The sequence below is a fragment of the Arthrobacter sp. Soil736 genome (assembly GCF_001428005.1).
Taxonomy (GTDB): domain Bacteria; phylum Actinomycetota; class Actinomycetes; order Actinomycetales; family Micrococcaceae; genus Arthrobacter.
Genome location: NZ_LMSB01000022.1, coordinates 18,610 through 34,450, shown reverse-complemented (window position 1 = coordinate 34,450; position 15,841 = coordinate 18,610). Strand labels below are relative to the sequence as shown.

Sequence of the window (15,841 nt, the reverse complement as noted above, 5' to 3'; positions counted from 1 at the left end):
GTAATTCCCCCCCCAACGCTCTCTCACTTCCCGCAGGTAATTCCCCCAACGCTCTCTCACTTCCCGCAGGTAATTCCCCCAACGCTCTCTCACTTCCCGCAGGTAATTCCCCCAACGCTCTCTCACTTCCTGCAGCTAATTCCCCAACGCTCTGTCACCCGGGTGAGAGGATGGCGTCATGACCTCTCCCATTGCCACGCCGTGGCTGTCCAGCCAGCCGAATCAGGATCCCAGCGCCGCCACCGGGGCCCCGCTGCGGTGGGGCGTCATCGCCACGGGGCGCATCGCCTCGTTGGTTGCCCGGGATCTGGCGCTGCTTGAGGACGCTGAGCTCTACGCCGTCAGCTCCCGCGGGCAGCACACGGCGGACGCTTTCGCCGCCGAGTTCGGCTTCACCACGGCGTACGGGGACGACGGCGGGCAGGAAGGTTACGAGCGGCTCCTCGCCGACGATTCGGTGGACGTCGTGTACGTTGCCACGCCTCATGCCCAGCACCACCAGATGGTGCTGGCGGCCCTCCACGCCGGGAAGCACGTCCTCTGCGAGAAGACCTTCACCATCAATGCCCGCGAGGCGGCCGAGCTGGTTGCCGTGGCCCGCGAGAAGAATCTTTTCCTGATGGAAGCCGTATGGAGCCGCTTCCTCCCCAGCATGCAGCGGGCCTTCGAGATCGCCGGTTCCGGCGAACTCGGGACCGTGCAGTGGGTCACCGCCGATCTGGGGTTCCCCGCACCGTACTCCCCGACCGCCAGGCTGTGGGCAGTCAAGGACGGCGGCGGGGCACTCCTCGACCTGACCGTCTACCCGCTGCTGTGGGCGCTGGGCACCTTGGGGTTCCCGCAGGCGGTCAGTGCCATGGGCACGCTCAATGACGACGGCGTCGACGCCCAGAACGCGCTGACGCTCGGCTACCACGACGGCGCACAGGCGCAGCTCACGTCGTCGCTGCTGGCGTACGGCCCCCGGGCCGCCACCGTGGCCGGCAGCCTGGGCTATCTCCAGTCGCTCGGCTCCATCAACAATCCCAAACAGCTCGTGATCGGCATTGGCCGGGAGCCTCTCCGAACCGAGCACTTTGAGGTTGGCGGCCAGGGCTACACCTACGAACTTCGTGAGGTAACGAGGTGCATCCAGCAGGGCCTGACAGAGAGCCCGGTCATGCCGCTGGAAGACTCCTTGAACGCCATGCGGCTGTTCGACGGCGTCCGCGCGCAGCTGGGCGTCAGCTATCCGAATGATGCCCACTGAATCTCTTCGCCGGCTTCGAAAGCACTTTATCGAATCGAACGATTTAGTTCCCCGGGTCTGGACTCTCACTTTGCGGCGGGCTTAGGCTGTAAAGGATCGTCGATTATTCGGTGACTGGGGGGTGTTGAGCATGGCCAATGCTGGTTTGTCCTGGTCTGTGCTCCGTCCCCTGCGCCCGGTCTTTCTCGCCGGAGCCGCTGCCTTGGCTTGGCTGGCTTTTTCCGCGCCGGCTGCCGACGCGAACAATCCGCATGATCAGTCTTCCCTTCTTGGCGGCATTGCTTCGACGGTGTCTTCCGTGGGCAACGCGGCCGGCGGAGCGTCCGCGTTCCTTGCTCCGGATCACTCCCCCGCCGCTCAGCAACCGGCACGCGTTCCTGTGTCCCAGCCCATCACCGATGCACCCGCCGCCGTTGCATCCGAGCCCGTGGCGGCGCCGGTCACGGCTCCGTCTGAGACCGTGCTGGCACCGGTCGTTGGCGGGATCACCGGGCCGGTGGACGCAGTCCTCGGCGAACTGCCCGTACCTGACACCCTTCCTCCGGACCCCGTGGCTGTCGTAGCTGACCCGGTAGTTGCTTTGGCTGACACAGCGGTTGCGGACATCGCCGACACCGTTGTTCAGCCTGTGACGGACACTCTGCCCGCTGAGCTGCCTGTCGAGCCAGTTTCAGACCTCCTGACAGGCGCGCCGCCCCTGATAACTCCCGTTGTCACGCCAATTACCGACGTCCTGGACGCCGTCGATGACGTAGTGGCACTTGCCGTGCCGGCACCGGCGCTGCCCTCTCCCGGCAACGCTCCAGTGGCCGGGCCTGGCGCCACAGGTGTTGGCACGGCGCACTCCCCGGCAGCTTCCCTTCTGGCCACCACGGGTGCCATCGGATCGCCGTCGACTCATTCCGAGTTTTCGGGTTCTTCAGGCTCCGGCGGAAGTCCGGGGTTCGCCCCTGCTTTCCGTGCCGGCGGAGGGTCGCCAGCAGGCGGAGGCACGCAGTCTCCCGAAGCCCTGCTTCCGGCTTCGCCGTCAGGTTCTGGCAGCGGACAGTCATCGGGCGGCCCTGCCGCCTCGGCAGCCTGGCTGTCCGGCCCTTATCAGTACCTCCCTCTTACGGGCATTGTTCCCGTGAGCGGAACCCTCCAGCACGTCCCTTCGCCGGTGGCCATTGACCCCGGCTCTTCTCCTGACTAGTTGGGCCTTTTCTGCCTTTCGTTGTGCAGAAATATGGCCAATCGGGCTGCCTTGAGCGCCTGACAACAACTCTTCAGGAGACATCAAAGTGCATCAGAATCTTCGCAGGGGCCTTCTGGGCACCCTGTTTGCGGGCGGGCTCTTGGCCCTAGGCGCAACCGCGGCAAACGCGGACACATCCATCACCGGCGCGGTCACAGTAGCGTCTGAATCCGCCACGGCGGACCTCACTGCTTCGGCGTCGTTGGGCCTGCTGGGTGGCTCAACGCCGTCGAATACTTCCCAGGCTGGTGCTGATGCGACAGCACTTGTCGACGTCAACCTCGGCAACACCACCGGAACGACCGGCACGACGGCCAACGCGGTGGTGGACGTCAACCTCGGCAACACCACAGGAACGGCCGGCACGACGGCCAACGCGGTGGTGGACGCCAACCTCGGCAACACCACAGGAACCGGCACCACCACAGCACCGGTAACCGATGCGGCCGCCGTCGTGGACGCCAACCTCGGCAACACCACAGGGGCCGGCGCCGGCACCACCACAGCACCGGTAACCGATGCGGCCGCTGTCGTGGACGTAAACCTCGGCAACACCACAGGAACCGGCACCACCACAGCACCGGTAACCGATGCGGCCGCCGTCGTGGACGTCAACCTCGGCAACACCACAGGGGCCGGCACCGGCACCACCGCCGACGCCCTCGTCGACGTCAACCTCGGCAACACCACGGGTACAGGCACCGGCACCACAGCGGACGCACTGGTCGACGTCAACCTCGGCAACACCACGGGGGCGGGCACCACCACGGCACCGGTAACCGATGCGGCCGCCGTTGTGGACGTCAGCCTCGGGAGCTCGGGCCTCTCGGATGATGCGGGTGCGGCTGCTGAAGGTGTAATCGACCTGGGGCTCGGCACCGGTACGGATTCTTCCGTCAATCTCGGTATCGATCTTGTTGGCGGCCTCGGCGTAGGGTCCGTAGTCACCCCTCCTGCCACCGACCCCGGTGACGGAACCGGCACGACCGACGGTGACGGAACCACCGGCGGAACCGGCACGACCGACGGTGACGGAACCACCGGCGGAACCGGCACGACCGACGGTGACGGAACCACCGACGGAACCGGCACGACCGACGGTGACGGAACCACCGACGGAACCGGCACGACCGACGGTGACGGAACCACCGACGGAACCGGAACCACGGACGGAACGGGTACCGGCACTGATGGAACCGAAACCACCGACGGAACGGATGCCGGCACCGGCGCAGCTTCCGGGGCAGCCTCGGGAATCGCCATTCTGCTCGCAGGTTCGGTGACAACTGGCGTCTCGGCACAGGCTGCCACCTCCGCCCAGACGGCCGGTGGCAAGCAGTCGCTCGCCAACACCGGTGCGAACCCTGATCTGCTGCCTCTCGCACTGGGCCTCCTCGCCGTCGGCATGCTGATGGTCCTCCGGAGGAAGACGGCCTAGCCACACGGGGATAGCCCGGACCTTAGGTCCGGGCTATCCCCGCCGACCGTGATCGGCGGTCCGGCTCCGACTGGTCTTTGGACGCTCCGGAGCCGGGCCGCCGGCACAGCCATGTTCACCGCGAATCGTCCGGCGGTCTGGGCACTTGCATGCGCGTATTACCCTTAACCGGAGCCACTGCGGATAAGGACGGCATAGTGTTGGAAGATTCGCCCGGCGGGGTGACAGTTGAAGTACTGGGCGGGCGCTACATGCTCGGAGACGTCATTGGCCGCGGAGGCATGTCCTCGGTCTACACGGCCCGGGACGAGAACCTCGGCAGGGATGTGGCCCTGAAGCTGTTCGCACCCCAGGCGGCGGAGGCCGATGAACTCAAGCGGCAGGAAGCCGAGATCCAGCTGCTGGCCACGCTGAACCACCCAAGCCTGGTGACGCTGTTCGACGCCGGCGTGGACACGCGCATCCCGGACCAGCCGAGGCCGTTCCTCACCATGGAACTCGTGGAGGGGCAGGACCTGCGCTGCCGCCTGCGGCACAGCCGCGTCCCCCTTGAAGAGCTGGCGGTGATTGGCGCCGGAATCGCCGACGCCCTCGCCTATGTCCACGGGCTGGGGATCATCCACCGCGACATCAAACCGGCCAACATCCTTCTCGTTCAGGTCCGGCCGGGGGAACCCCTCCGCCCCAAGCTGACCGACTTCGGAATCGCCCGCATCGTCGATGCCACCCGGCTTACCGCAACCGGAACCATGGTGGGGACCGCGGCGTACCTTAGCCCCGAACAGGCCATGGGCTCGCCGCTCTCCCCGGCCACGGACATCTACTCACTGGGCCTCGTGCTGCTGGAATGCATCAAGGGCACGGTCGAATATCCCGGCGGCGCTGTGGAATCGGCAGTGGCCCGCCTGCACCGCGCGCCGGAAATTCCCGAGGACCTCCCTGCGAAGTGGGCGCATCTCCTTGCCGCCATGACGGCCATCGATCCGGCGGACAGGCCAACAGCCGCCGACCTGGAGATTGCCCTCCGCCAAGCTTTGGTCTCACCGGAATCAGCCCCGGCAGAACTGGCCGAGGAACATACGAGGGTCCTCCCCGCCCAGCCGTCGCGGCCGCCGTCGTCCCTTCTTCCGGCCGGCTATGCCGCGGCGCAACTGCCCGCCGATGACCCCGCCGCGGTTCACCTGCCCAGCCGCCCGCGCCCGGCCGGCGTGCAGTGGCGCAGCCGGCGCATCCTGCTTGCTTCGGCCCTCGTTGCAGCAGCGCTGCTTGGCGGAGTGGCCGCGGTGACGGCCTCCGTCACATCACCTACAATGCCCGACGTCGTCACTTACCCCACCGTGACCGGACCCCTGGGCGACCACCTCGTGGAGCTGCAAAAGAGCGTGGAGCCGTGAGCCGGAGCGCCGGCCTACGGCGGCGGCCCGCCCGTGGGATCCGCGCGTCGGCCGCGCTGGCGGGCTGCCTCCTCGCCGCGGGGCTCGCCGGCTGCGCGGGGCCAGCCCCGGAGCTGGAGGGCAAGGCTGCGGCCCAGCTCCAGCAGCGCGTTCTCGCCGTCACGAGTGCTGCCGCCGGCAGCGACCCTGCCCTGGCCCTCAAGTCGCTGGACGGACTGGCGTCGGAGCTCGACGCCGCCGCTGCCGCCGGCCAGGTTTCCTTCCGGCGGCACCAGAGCATCACGGTGGCCATCACCGCCGTGCGCGCCGACCTCACGGCCGCGGCCGCGGCCAAGAGGGCAGCCGCCGCGCAGCAGGCAACACCAACGCCTCCTCCGACCACACAGCAGGCTGTCGCACCGGCGCCCGGGAAATCAGGACAGGGTAGCTCCGGGGAGAACGAGTCCGGGGCCGGCTCCGGCAAGGGTTCAGGCAAGGGCAAGGACTAGTTTCAGAGGTGCAGGGAGTTCGCTACACGGGCATCACCGATTTTTAGTCAGCAACCTTACTTTCTCTCTTCAATTGCTGCCTGGATCCCGCTACGTTGGAGGTGTTCCACCCGAACACGCAGCTATCAGAACCACGGGCTAACCGCCCGCACGCTGAAGGAGTGAACTACGCATGGCAACTGTTCAGGAATCCATCGACGTCAATGTCCCGGTTCGCCAGGCCTACAACCAATGGACCCAGTTCGAGGACTTCCCACGTTTCATGAGCGGCGTCGACGCCGTGCGCCAGCTCGATGACACCACGGTTCATTTCGAGACCAGCATCGCCGGCGTCAAGCGTGAGTACGATGCCCAGATCACCATTCAGGAACCCGACCAGCGCGTGACGTGGGAAAGCCTGAACGAGCCCCGCAACGCCGGCACCGTTTGGTTCGAGTCCCTGGGGCCGGACGAAACCAAGGTGAATGTCGAGCTCACGTGGGAGCCGGAATCAGCGGTGGAGAAAATCGGCGCCGCCGTTGGCCTCGACTCGCGCCAGGTTGCCTCGGACCTGAAGAAGTTCAAGGAATTCATTGAGGGCCGCGGCTCCGAAACCGGCGCCTGGCGTGAAAGCATCCACGAGGGCGAAGTGGAGGGCCAAGCCGGGTCCGCCGGCACTGCGGGAGCGGGCCTGGGTGCCGCCGGCACGGAAGCCGGCTACGGATCTGCCGACGACGGCACCGGCTACGCGTACGGCTCCGGCATGGATGCCGTCCCCGGCCGCTCCTACGAGTCGGGCGACGCCTACGACGCCGCCGCCACCGAACGGCCGGTCGACGCCGACCCGGATCTCGCCGTCGACGCGCCCTACGGGGACACGGAAACAGGCGACCCGCGGACCGACAGCAGGCATACCGATACCCGCCGCGACGAGATCCCCGACCGCTAGGAACAGCGTCCGGGCCGGGCAGCCAGCCTCCCGGCCGGGCCGACGGCGAAAAACCGAAGCGCCCCGCCACTCGTTCGAGTGGCGGGGCGCTTCGGTGGTCAGCCCAGGGCAGACTGCCTGGAGATCAGTTCAGGCTGGAAACAACCTTGTTGAGCGTTGCCGACGGCCGCATGACAGCGGCGGCCTTCGCGGCGTCGGGCCGGTAGTAGCCCCCGACGTCCACGGGCGAGCCCTGGACCTCGAGCAGCTCGGAAACGATGGCCTCTTCGTTGGATGCCAGAGCCTCGGCCACCTCGGCGAAGGATGATGCCAGCTCGGCGTCCTCGGTCTGCTTGGCCAGCTCCTGGGCCCAGTAGAGCGCCAGGTAGTAGTGGCTGCCGCGGTTGTCGAGCTCGCCGACCTTGCGCTTGGGGGACTTGTTTTCCAGCAGGAAGGTGCCGGTGGCGCGGTCCAGGGTGTCGGCCAGGACCTGGGCCCGGGCGTTGTCCGTGGTGTTGGCGAGGTGCTCGAAGCTGACGGCGAGGGCCAGGAATTCGCCCAGGCTGTCCCAGCGGAGGTGGTTTTCCTGCAGCAGCTGCTGGACGTGCTTGGGGGCGGATCCGCCGGCGCCGGTCTCGAAGAGCCCGCCGCCGTTGATCAGCGGAACGATGGACAGCATCTTGGCGCTGGTGCCGAGTTCCAGGATCGGGAACAGGTCCGTCAGGTAGTCGCGGAGCACGTTGCCAGTGACGGAGATGGTGTCCTCGCCCTTGCGGATGCGCTCCAGGGTGAATGCCGTGGCCTTCTCCGGGGACATGATTTCGATCTGCAGGCCCTCGGTGTCGTGTTCCTTGAGGTACTCGCGGACCTTTTCGATCAGCTGGGCGTCGTGCGCGCGGGACTCGTCAAGCCAGAACACAGCGGGTGTCCTCGAGGCGCGGGCGCGGGTGACGGCCAGCTTGACCCAGTCGCGGATCGGCAGGTCCTTGGTCTGGCAGGCACGCCAGATGTCGCCGGGCGCCACTTCGTGTTCGATCAGGACAGCACCGGAGCCGTCCACGATCTGCACCTTGCCGGGAGCCTGGATTTCGAAGGTCTTGTCGTGGCTGCCGTACTCCTCCGCGGCCTGAGCCATGAGGCCGACGTTCGGCACGGTGCCCATGGTGGTGGGATCGAAGGCGCCGTTGGCGCGGCAGTCATCGATGACCACCTGGTAGATGCCGGCATAGGACCTGTCCGGAAGAACCGCCAGGGTGTCGGCTTCCTTGCCGTCCGGGCCCCACATGTGGCCGGAGGTGCGGATCATGGCAGGCATGGAGGCGTCCACGATGATATCACTGGGGACGTTCAGGCTGGTGATGCCCTTGTCCGAATCGACCATGGCAAGCGCGGGGCCTTCTTCCAGGCCCTTCTTGATGGCGGCCTTGACGCCTTCGCGGACATCCTCCGGAAGGTCGTCCAGCCCGCTCAGGATAGCGGCGAGGCCGTTGTTGGGGCTGATGCCGGCAGCGGCAAGCTGCTTGCCGTAGGTGTCGAACAGTTCGGAGAAGTACGCCTTGACCACGTGGCCGAAGATGATGGGGTCGGAGACCTTCATCATGGTGGCCTTCAGGTGCGCGGAGAAGAGCACGCCCTCGTCCTTAGCCCGGGCAACCTGGGCGGCGAGGAACTCGTCCAGCGCAGCAGCGCGCATCACGGTGCCGTCGATCACTTCGCCGGCAAGAACCGGGAAGGCCTTCTTCAGGACCTTGACGGTGCCGTCTTCGCGGACCAGCTGGATTTCGATGGTGCCGTCAGTCGGGACCACCACAGACTTTTCGTTGGAACGGAAGTCATCGGCGTCCATGTGCGCCACGTTGGTCTTGGAGTCTGACGACCATGCACCCATGGAATGCGGGTTCTGGCGGGCGTAGTTTTTCACGGACAGCGGCGCGCGCCGGTCCGAGTTGCCCTCGCGCAGGACGGGGTTCACGGCGGAGCCCTTGATCTTGTCGTAGCGGGAGCGGATGACGGTTTCTTCGTCCGACGACGGGTTGTCCGGGTAGTCCGGCAGCTTGTATCCCTGGGCCTGAAGCTCGGTAATGGCTGCCTTCAGCTGCGGCACGGAGGCGCTGATGTTCGGCAGCTTGATGATGTTGGATTCCGGCTTCTTCGCCAGTTCGCCGAGTTCAGCCAGGGCGTCGCTGATCCGCTGCTCTTCGGTGAGGTAGTCGCCGAAGACGGCGATGATGCGGCCGGCCAGGGAGATGTCGCGGGTTTCTACCTGCACACCTGCGGTCGAGGCGAACGCCTCGACGATCGGCAGGAACGAATATGTGGCCAGCATCGGCGCTTCGTCGGTGTGGGTATAGATAATTTTGGCCATGCTCGGGCGTCTCCCTGAAGGTCGGCTTGTATATGGAAATCCGGCTATTTCACCAACCTTTAACTTACCCGAGGAGACCGTTTTGAACCCTACCGGGTCGCCCGGACGCGGTTCCGTGACCACCCTTCGGGGCCGTCTGCGGCCGCAATCCATTGTCCGAAACCCGGCTGAGCCCTATCTTTAGCTCATGAAGGAAAACCGCTTCGGCGGCTGAACGTACCAGTGAACCCCTTGCGGCGGGGAAATATCGACAACACCCCTACACTCGGCAGGCACCACCATCGCCCGCCCTCCACCCCGATAGGTAGGACCGCAATGACGAGTAAGAAGACTCTGGCGACCAGCCTCGCGAGCCTTTCCACTGGTTTGATGCTGGCGCTGTTCGCGGCCGGCGGCGCAACGGCTGCTCCTGCAACGTCGCAGGATTCCAGCCAGCCGCAGGTCACCAGCACCGCAGTTTCCAATTCACCGACTGACCAGTACTGGACGCCCGAGCGCATGCGGGCCGCCGTTCCCGGCGATGTCCTGGCTGACAAGGCAGTTACCCGGCAGAACAACACAGGCCCTTCTGTCACTCCCGACATCGTGGAAAGAGGCCCCAGCACCAAGATTGCGGGCACCTCACCGACGGTCACGCAGCAGGCGTTGCATACCGACGTTGCCGCGATTAACCACATCGGCAAGGTCTTCTTCACCATGGCCGGCGCCAATTATGTGTGCTCCGGCAATTCGGTGATCTCCGAGAACAAGAGCACCGTCTCCACCGCCGGCCACTGCGTTAACGAGGGCCCTGGCGCCTTCGCCAAGAACTTCGTCTTCGTTCCGGGTTACGTCGACGGTACGGCGCCCTACGGAAAATGGCCTGCCAGGAAGCTCTACGCCCCGTCACAGTGGAGCAAGTTGGGGAACATTCAGTACGACACGGGATTCGCCGTGGTCTCCCAGCTCAACGGCCAGAGTCTGGCCGACGTAGTGGGCGCATCCGGCGTCCAGTTCAGCCAGCCGCGCGAGATGACCTATACGTCGTACGGCTACCCGGCTGCGGTCCCGTTCACGGGCCAGACTCTGGTCAGCTGCACGGGCAAGGCCGGTCCTGACGCCATCAATCCCCAGTTCAAAACCCAGGGCATTCCGTGCGACATGACCGGCGGTTCCTCAGGCGGTCCATGGTTCATCCAGGGCGGCACGGACGCCGAGCGCGACTCCAACGGCTACCAGAATTCCATCAACAGCTACGGCTACGGCACGCGGTCCACCACGATGTTCGGGCCGTACTGGGGACAGACCATAGAGAAGGTTTACAGGAATGCCTCGTCCGCCCGATGACGGCGTGGGGCCGGCTGAATCGCTGCCCCGGGATGAAGCAGACGAACAGGATGAAACAGTGAGCCACTCCGACGTCAGCCAGACGCCGGAGGAGGTTCTGGCGTACTGGACGCCGGAGCGGATGGCCCAGGCAAAGCCCCGGGAGATCCGGTTCCCCGAGGCAGACGCTGACCCCGAGGCGGACGGCCAGCCCCAGGACAACTGAATCCAAGTTAACGCCCGACGGCGGCCGTCCCCTTGAGGGACGACCGCCGTCGGCGTCTGTTCGCCCTAGTGGAAGAAGTGGCGGGCACCGGTGAAGTACATGGTGATGCCTGCTGCGTTGGCGGCGGCGATGACTTCCTCGTCCCGGACGGAACCGCCGGGCTGCACCACGGCGCGGACGCCGGCGTCGATCAGGATCTGCAGGCCGTCGGCGAACGGGAAGAACGCGTCGGAGGCCGCAACAGCGCCGCGGGCGCGCTCCGGTGCCCCGCTCGCGTCGGTGCCGGCCGCGCCGCCGGCGGCATCGACGTCGGACGTCACGGTGACGCCAAGCGTGTTGGCCCGCTCGACGGCCAGCTTGCAGGAGTCAAGGCGGTTGACCTGGCCCATGCCGATGCCCACGGCGGCGCCGTTCTCGGCGAGCAGGATGGCGTTGGACTTGGCTGCGCGGCAGGCGGTCCAGGCGAAGGCGAGGTCGGCCAGCGTGGCGTCGTCAGCGGCTTCCCCGGCGGCGAGGGTCCAGTTGGCAGGGTAGTCGCCGTCGGCGTCCACCTTGTCGGTGATCTGGACCAGCACGCCGCCCGAGACCTGGCGGATTTCAGCCGGGTAGCGGTCGTAGCCCTCGGGCAGGGCCAGGAGGCGGATGTTCTTCTTCTTGGAGAGGATTTCCACGGCTTCCGGTTCGAAGCCCGGGGCGATGACCACTTCGGTGAAGATGCCGGCCACGGTGCGTGCCATGCCGGCGGTCACCGTGCGGTTGGCTGCGATGACGCCGCCGAACGCGGAGACGGGGTCGCAGGCGTGCGCCTTGGCATGGGCGTCCGCGATCGGATCTGCCGCGTCCGCGGATCCCACGGCCACGCCGCACGGGTTGGCGTGCTTAATGATCGCGACGGCCGGCTCGGCGAAGTCATAGGCCGCGCGGAGGGCGGCGTCGGCGTCCACGAAGTTGTTGTAGCTCATGGCCTTGCCGTGCAGCTGATCGGCCTGGGCGATGCCCGCGGGGGCGGCCTTGTCCACGTAAAGGGCAGCCTGCTGGTGCGGGTTCTCGCCGTAGCGGAGCACCTCGGAGCGTTCCAGGGCGAGGCCGGCGTAGGCAGGCCAGTCGATCACGCCGTCGCCGTCTTCGTCGAGGAACTGGCTTGCGGTCCAGGTGGCCACGGCGTTGTCGTAGGTGGCGGTGTGCGCGAAGGCACGGGCGGCGAGACGGCGGCGGGTCTTCAGGTCGAAGCCGCCTTCCGCGGCGGCGCGGACAACCTCGCCGTAGAAGTTCGGGTCAACCACAATCGCGACGGCGGCGTGGTTCTTCGCGGCGGACCGCACCATGGCGGGGCCTCCGATGTCGATCTGTTCCACCACGTCATCCTGCGCGGCACCGGATTTCACGGTCTCCACGAACGGGTACAGGTTCACCACGACGAGGTCGAACGGCTCGATGTCCATGCTGGCGAGGGTTTCCATGTGGGCCGGCACGCGGCGGTCCGCGAGGATGCCGCCGTGGACCCGCGGGTGGAGGGTCTTGACGCGGCCGTCCAGCATTTCCGGGGAGCCGGTGACTTCCTCGACTTCCTGGACCGGGATGCCGGCGGCGGCGATCTTCTTGGCCGTGGAGCCGGTGGAAACGATCCTGACGCCTGCTGCGTGCAGGCCCTTGGCGAGCTCCTCCAGACCGGTTTTGTCGTAGACCGAGATCAGGGCTCGGCGGATGGGAACACGGTCAAGCTGAGTCAAGCTCACAAAAGTCTCCGTCGTTGTACACGGTTGGGGCCGCGGCTGGTGGGGATACCCGCCAGTTTATCGCGTCGCCGGACGTGCTCTCCCAGCGGGCCGGAGTGTGAAGGCGGCGCACCCCGGGCCTACCGCAACGTAAGGTTTAAACAGGAGGCCGAGATGAACATTTACACCACTGTGCCCAGCGGCGAACAGGTGGTCCAGGAATTGCCGTGGCGCTGGAAGGTACAGGGCAAGATCTTCGTGATCGGCGGCCTGGGGTTCATGTTCGATGCGTGGGACGTGACCCTCAACGGCATCCTGATTCCCCTGTTGTCGAACCACTGGCAGCTCACGCCCGGTGAGGCCGGCTGGATCGGCACGGCCAACCTGATCGGCATGGCCCTCGGCGCGTTCGTCTGGGGCACCATCGCGGACACGATCGGCCGGAAGAAGGCCTTCACCGCCACGCTGCTGATCTTCTCGCTCTTCACGGTGCTCGGCGCCTTCTCCCCCGATTTCATCTGGTTCTGCGTGTTCCGGTTCATGGCCGGCTTCGGCCTGGGCGGATGCATCCCGGTGGACTACGCACTGGTGGGTGAATTCACGCCCCGGAAGCAGCGCGGCAAGGTCCTCACTGCGATGGACGGCTGGTGGCCGGTGGGCGCCGCGCTGTGCGGCTTCGTGTCCGCCGGGCTCGTGGCGGCCTTCGCTGACTGGCGCCTCACCATGCTGGTGATGGTGCTGCCGGCCCTGCTCGTGTTCTGGGTGCGCCGCAGCGTGCCCGAGTCCCCGCTGTTCCTGATCCGCAAGGGCCGCCGCGAGGACGCGGCCAAGGTGATCGACGATCTGGTTCTGGCCACCGGTGCCGAGCCGCGCGCCTACAGCCTGCCCGATCCGCAGGCCGTCCCGCGCCTTTCGCCCGGCAGCGCGTGGCAGCAGCTGCGCGGCGTCTGGCAGTTCAACTGGAAAATCACGGCGGCGTCCTGGGCGCTGTTCCTGAGCATCCTGCTGGTCTACTACCTGTCACTCACGTGGATGCCCCGGATCCTGATCGGCGCCGGGTTCGCCGAGTACAAGGCGTTCCTGACGACGGCGGGAATGGCCGCCGTCGGGCTTCTTGGCGTGGTGGCGGCGGCGCTGCTGGTGGAGCGCGTGGGCCGCAAGTGGCTGCTGGCCATTACCGGACCGCTGTCCGCCCTGATCCTGGTGATCGTGGCGTTCGTGGTGGACATTCCGACGGCGGCCGTGTTCTGGCTGCTTGTGTTCGGGTTCGTGGTGCAGGTGGCCATTCCCGTCCTGTACACGTACGTGTCCGAGCTCTACCCCACCGAGCTGCGCGGATCGGGCTTCGGCTGGGCGTCCACGTTCTCGCGGCTGGGGGCAGGCTTCGGCCCGCTGATCTTCGCGAACTACTTCTGGCCCCAGCTCGGCCTGGCAACGTCCTTTGCGCTGGCCGGCGGCCTGGTGGTGCTGGCCGTGCTGTGGATGATGTTCTTCTCCCCCGAGACCCGTCAGCGCCGCCTCGAGTAGCGCCACCCCTGCCCTCCCCAACTAGCTCGCATTTAATGTCGTTTTGAGGCCTCAAAACGACACCTATTGCGAGCTAGTTGGGTGTCCAGCCGCGGTCGCGGAGCGCGGAACGGACCTTTGGCACTGCCAACCGTGCGTCGTTCTCCATGTGTCTTTTCGAGATCCTGACCAGCAGCCAGCCTGCGCGGCTGAAATCCTCTTCGCGGGCGATGTCCCTGACGATCTGCCCGGCCTCAGAGTGGCCTTCGCCGTCATATTCCACGGCCACGCGGTATATGGGGTAGGCCAGATCAGGTTGGCGTTCGACGCCGTCCCGCAGTTGCGTGCGCACATTGAGTTGCGCTTCCGGCAGGCCCGCCCGCTCCAGCCACGTCCGCGTACGGCTGGTGACCAGCAGTCCGTCGACGCAGACTATCTCGTCTTCGAAGAACTGCCCCACATGGCCCACCACCCCGGTACGGCGCGGGATGGCCATAGTGTCCGGACGCGATATGTGAATCCGGGCATCGCCCTGTCCGGGCAGGAACCCCGGGAAGGACCAGAAGGTGAAGGCCGTGGCGTGTGAAGCGGCTGAAAATTCTGTGACAAGGGTGAAGGGCCGGACCGCGTCTGGAAGGTTGGTGCCGAATGGGCGCGGCGAGAGGGCTCCGGGCGCCCGTATGCCCCGGCTGGGCGAGTACAGCGCCCGGTGCCGCAGCCGCCGTCGGCTGACTCCGACGTCGACAGCCTGCTGACAAGTAAACGGCACCAACGCCAACGGCTCCGGCAGCGGTCGAGGGGTCTTCACCGCACCATCGTTGCAAACCTGGAGCCCGACTCAGCAGTTATCCACAGGGCAATCCGCAGCGAGCCCAACTGGCTGGCAGTTGTGGTCGTTTTGAGGGCTCAAAACGACGTTAAATGCGAGCTACTTCGGAGAGTGCGCGGCGGCCAGGGACGCGAGCGTGGACACCAGCAGCCGGCGCTCCACCACCTTGATCCGTTCGTGCAGCGTCTCCTCGGTATCGCCGTCCTCGATGGCCACCGCCTCCTGGGCGATGATGGGCCCGGTGTCCACTCCGGCGTCGGCCCAGTGCACGGTGCAGCCGGTGACCTTCACGCCGTAGGCCATGGCATCGCGGACGCCGTGGGCTCCGGGGAAGGAGGGCAGGAGTGCGGGGTGGGTGTTGAGGTATTTGCCGTCGAACGCGTCAATGAATTCCGGGCTCACGATCCGCATAAAACCGGAGGACACCACCACGTCCGGCTGGTACGCCTCCACCGCTTCGGTCAGCGCCGCGTTCCACTGCGCGCGGTCTGCATAGGCCTTGAAGTCCACAACGAACGTGGGGATTCCGGCGGCGGCGGAACGGTCCACGCCGAACGTTCCCGGCCGGTCCGCGCCCACCGCGGCGATCTCCACGTCCAGTTCCCCGGCTTGCACGGCGTCGATGACCGCCTGGAGGTTGGAGCCGGTTCCGGAAACGAGGACTACTATGCGCATTGGTCCAGCTTAGGCGGCTGCTCGCGTAGGCTGGAAAACATGAACCCCACCCCGGGCCCGAACGGGTCCCAGCGGACCAGGCATCCGCTCAGCGAGGCCGTAAAATCGTCGCTGCTGAAGACGCACTCACTGTTCCGCATGTTCATCGTGGCGGTGCTTGGCTCGTTCTTTGTCTTCCAGCTCGACATCGCCTACTTGTGGCTCACGGCCATCCTGACAACGGCAGGGATCGTGCTGGGGATCATCGTGCTCGTCCGCGCCATCAAGCTCAAGGAGTCCAGGCTGGTGCTCTTCGGCACAATCTCCGGCCTGATGGTGTCCGCCATAATGGTCCTCATCGTGCTGACCTCGGCACTGTTCTATAGCCAAGTCCGTGACTACCAGCAGTGCGCCCGGCATGCCCTGACCAGCAAGGCCAGCACCGATTGCCGGGTCCAGTTGGAGAACTCGCTGCCCGGCCAGTTCCGCCCGTAAGCCCCCATCTGCCGGGTAGCACTCCAACCCGGCCGC

General features: G+C 66.3%; 14 protein-coding genes. 10 read left to right on the top strand and 4 right to left on the bottom strand.

Features of this window, described 5'->3' with window-relative positions; genetic code table 11:
• The first annotated feature begins 178 nt into the window (after positions 1 to 178).
• The 6 genes from ASG92_RS13355 (at position 179) to ASG92_RS13330 (ending at position 6,731) form a co-directional block, all read left to right on the top strand.
• Positions 179 to 1,249, top strand: a complete 1,071-nt coding sequence (locus ASG92_RS13355; RefSeq protein ID WP_056629134.1) for a Gfo/Idh/MocA family oxidoreductase — start codon at positions 179 to 181, stop codon at positions 1,247 to 1,249.
• Between the two features lie 130 nt (positions 1,250 to 1,379).
• Complete coding sequence (locus ASG92_RS13350) at positions 1,380 to 2,441, top strand: hypothetical protein (protein WP_056629132.1); 1,062 nt, start codon at positions 1,380 to 1,382, stop codon at positions 2,439 to 2,441.
• Positions 2,442 to 2,529: 88 nt separating this feature from the next.
• Positions 2,530 to 3,921 carry a hypothetical protein gene (locus ASG92_RS29000; protein ID WP_056629130.1) on the top strand — a complete coding sequence of 464 codons (1,392 nt, stop codon included), beginning with the start codon at positions 2,530 to 2,532 and terminating at the stop codon, positions 3,919 to 3,921.
• 197 nt (positions 3,922 to 4,118) lie between these two features.
• A complete protein-coding gene (locus tag ASG92_RS13340) occupies positions 4,119 to 5,315 on the top strand; it encodes a serine/threonine-protein kinase (RefSeq protein ID WP_056629127.1) in 1,197 nt (398 codons plus the stop codon).
• Positions 5,312 to 5,803 (top strand): mucin-associated surface protein, encoded by a 492-nt coding sequence (locus tag ASG92_RS13335; protein WP_240987129.1) that lies wholly within the window; start codon positions 5,312 to 5,314, stop codon positions 5,801 to 5,803. Before ASG92_RS13340 ends, ASG92_RS13335 begins: the two co-directional genes overlap by 4 nt.
• Before the next feature lie 172 nt (positions 5,804 to 5,975).
• Complete coding sequence (locus ASG92_RS13330) at positions 5,976 to 6,731, top strand: SRPBCC family protein (RefSeq protein WP_056629123.1); 756 nt, start codon at positions 5,976 to 5,978, stop codon at positions 6,729 to 6,731.
• Positions 6,732 to 6,855: 124 nt separating this feature from the next.
• Here ASG92_RS13330 and ASG92_RS13325 read toward each other — a convergent pair whose 3' ends face one another.
• Positions 6,856 to 9,075: an NADP-dependent isocitrate dehydrogenase gene (locus tag ASG92_RS13325; RefSeq protein WP_056629121.1), complete on the bottom strand. Its 2,220-nt coding sequence runs from the start codon at positions 9,073 to 9,075 to the stop codon at positions 6,856 to 6,858.
• Positions 9,076 to 9,390: 315 nt separating this feature from the next.
• Here ASG92_RS13325 and ASG92_RS13320 point away from each other — a divergent pair, with 315 nt between their 5' ends.
• Positions 9,391 to 10,401 (top strand): hypothetical protein, encoded by a 1,011-nt coding sequence (locus tag ASG92_RS13320; RefSeq protein ID WP_056629117.1) that lies wholly within the window; start codon positions 9,391 to 9,393, stop codon positions 10,399 to 10,401.
• Entirely contained in the window at positions 10,382 to 10,606 is a 225-nt protein-coding gene (locus tag ASG92_RS13315) for a hypothetical protein (RefSeq protein ID WP_082579496.1), read from the top strand. Before ASG92_RS13320 ends, ASG92_RS13315 begins: the two co-directional genes overlap by 20 nt.
• Before the next feature lie 65 nt (positions 10,607 to 10,671).
• Here ASG92_RS13315 and purH read toward each other — a convergent pair whose 3' ends face one another.
• Positions 10,672 to 12,342: a bifunctional phosphoribosylaminoimidazolecarboxamide formyltransferase/IMP cyclohydrolase gene (gene purH, locus ASG92_RS13310; RefSeq protein ID WP_056629113.1), complete on the bottom strand. Its 1,671-nt coding sequence runs from the start codon at positions 12,340 to 12,342 to the stop codon at positions 10,672 to 10,674.
• 153 nt (positions 12,343 to 12,495) lie between these two features.
• Here purH and ASG92_RS13305 point away from each other — a divergent pair, with 153 nt between their 5' ends.
• Complete coding sequence (locus ASG92_RS13305) at positions 12,496 to 13,848, top strand: MFS transporter (protein ID WP_056629111.1); 1,353 nt, start codon at positions 12,496 to 12,498, stop codon at positions 13,846 to 13,848.
• A 73-nt stretch (positions 13,849 to 13,921) separates the two neighbouring features.
• Here ASG92_RS13305 and ASG92_RS13300 read toward each other — a convergent pair whose 3' ends face one another.
• Together ASG92_RS13300 and purN are read right to left on the bottom strand one after the other, a co-directional pair.
• Positions 13,922 to 14,635: a hypothetical protein gene (locus tag ASG92_RS13300; RefSeq protein ID WP_056629109.1), complete on the bottom strand. Its 714-nt coding sequence runs from the start codon at positions 14,633 to 14,635 to the stop codon at positions 13,922 to 13,924.
• A gap of 120 nt (positions 14,636 to 14,755) precedes the next feature.
• Positions 14,756 to 15,331, bottom strand: coding sequence for a phosphoribosylglycinamide formyltransferase (gene purN / locus ASG92_RS13295; RefSeq protein ID WP_056629106.1), 576 nt, complete (start codon positions 15,329 to 15,331; stop codon positions 14,756 to 14,758).
• Between the two features lie 39 nt (positions 15,332 to 15,370).
• Between purN and ASG92_RS13290 the strand changes: the two genes are divergently transcribed.
• Positions 15,371 to 15,805, top strand: a complete 435-nt coding sequence (locus tag ASG92_RS13290) for a hypothetical protein (RefSeq protein WP_056629103.1) — start codon at positions 15,371 to 15,373, stop codon at positions 15,803 to 15,805.
• The last annotated feature ends 36 nt before the right edge of the window (positions 15,806 to 15,841 follow it).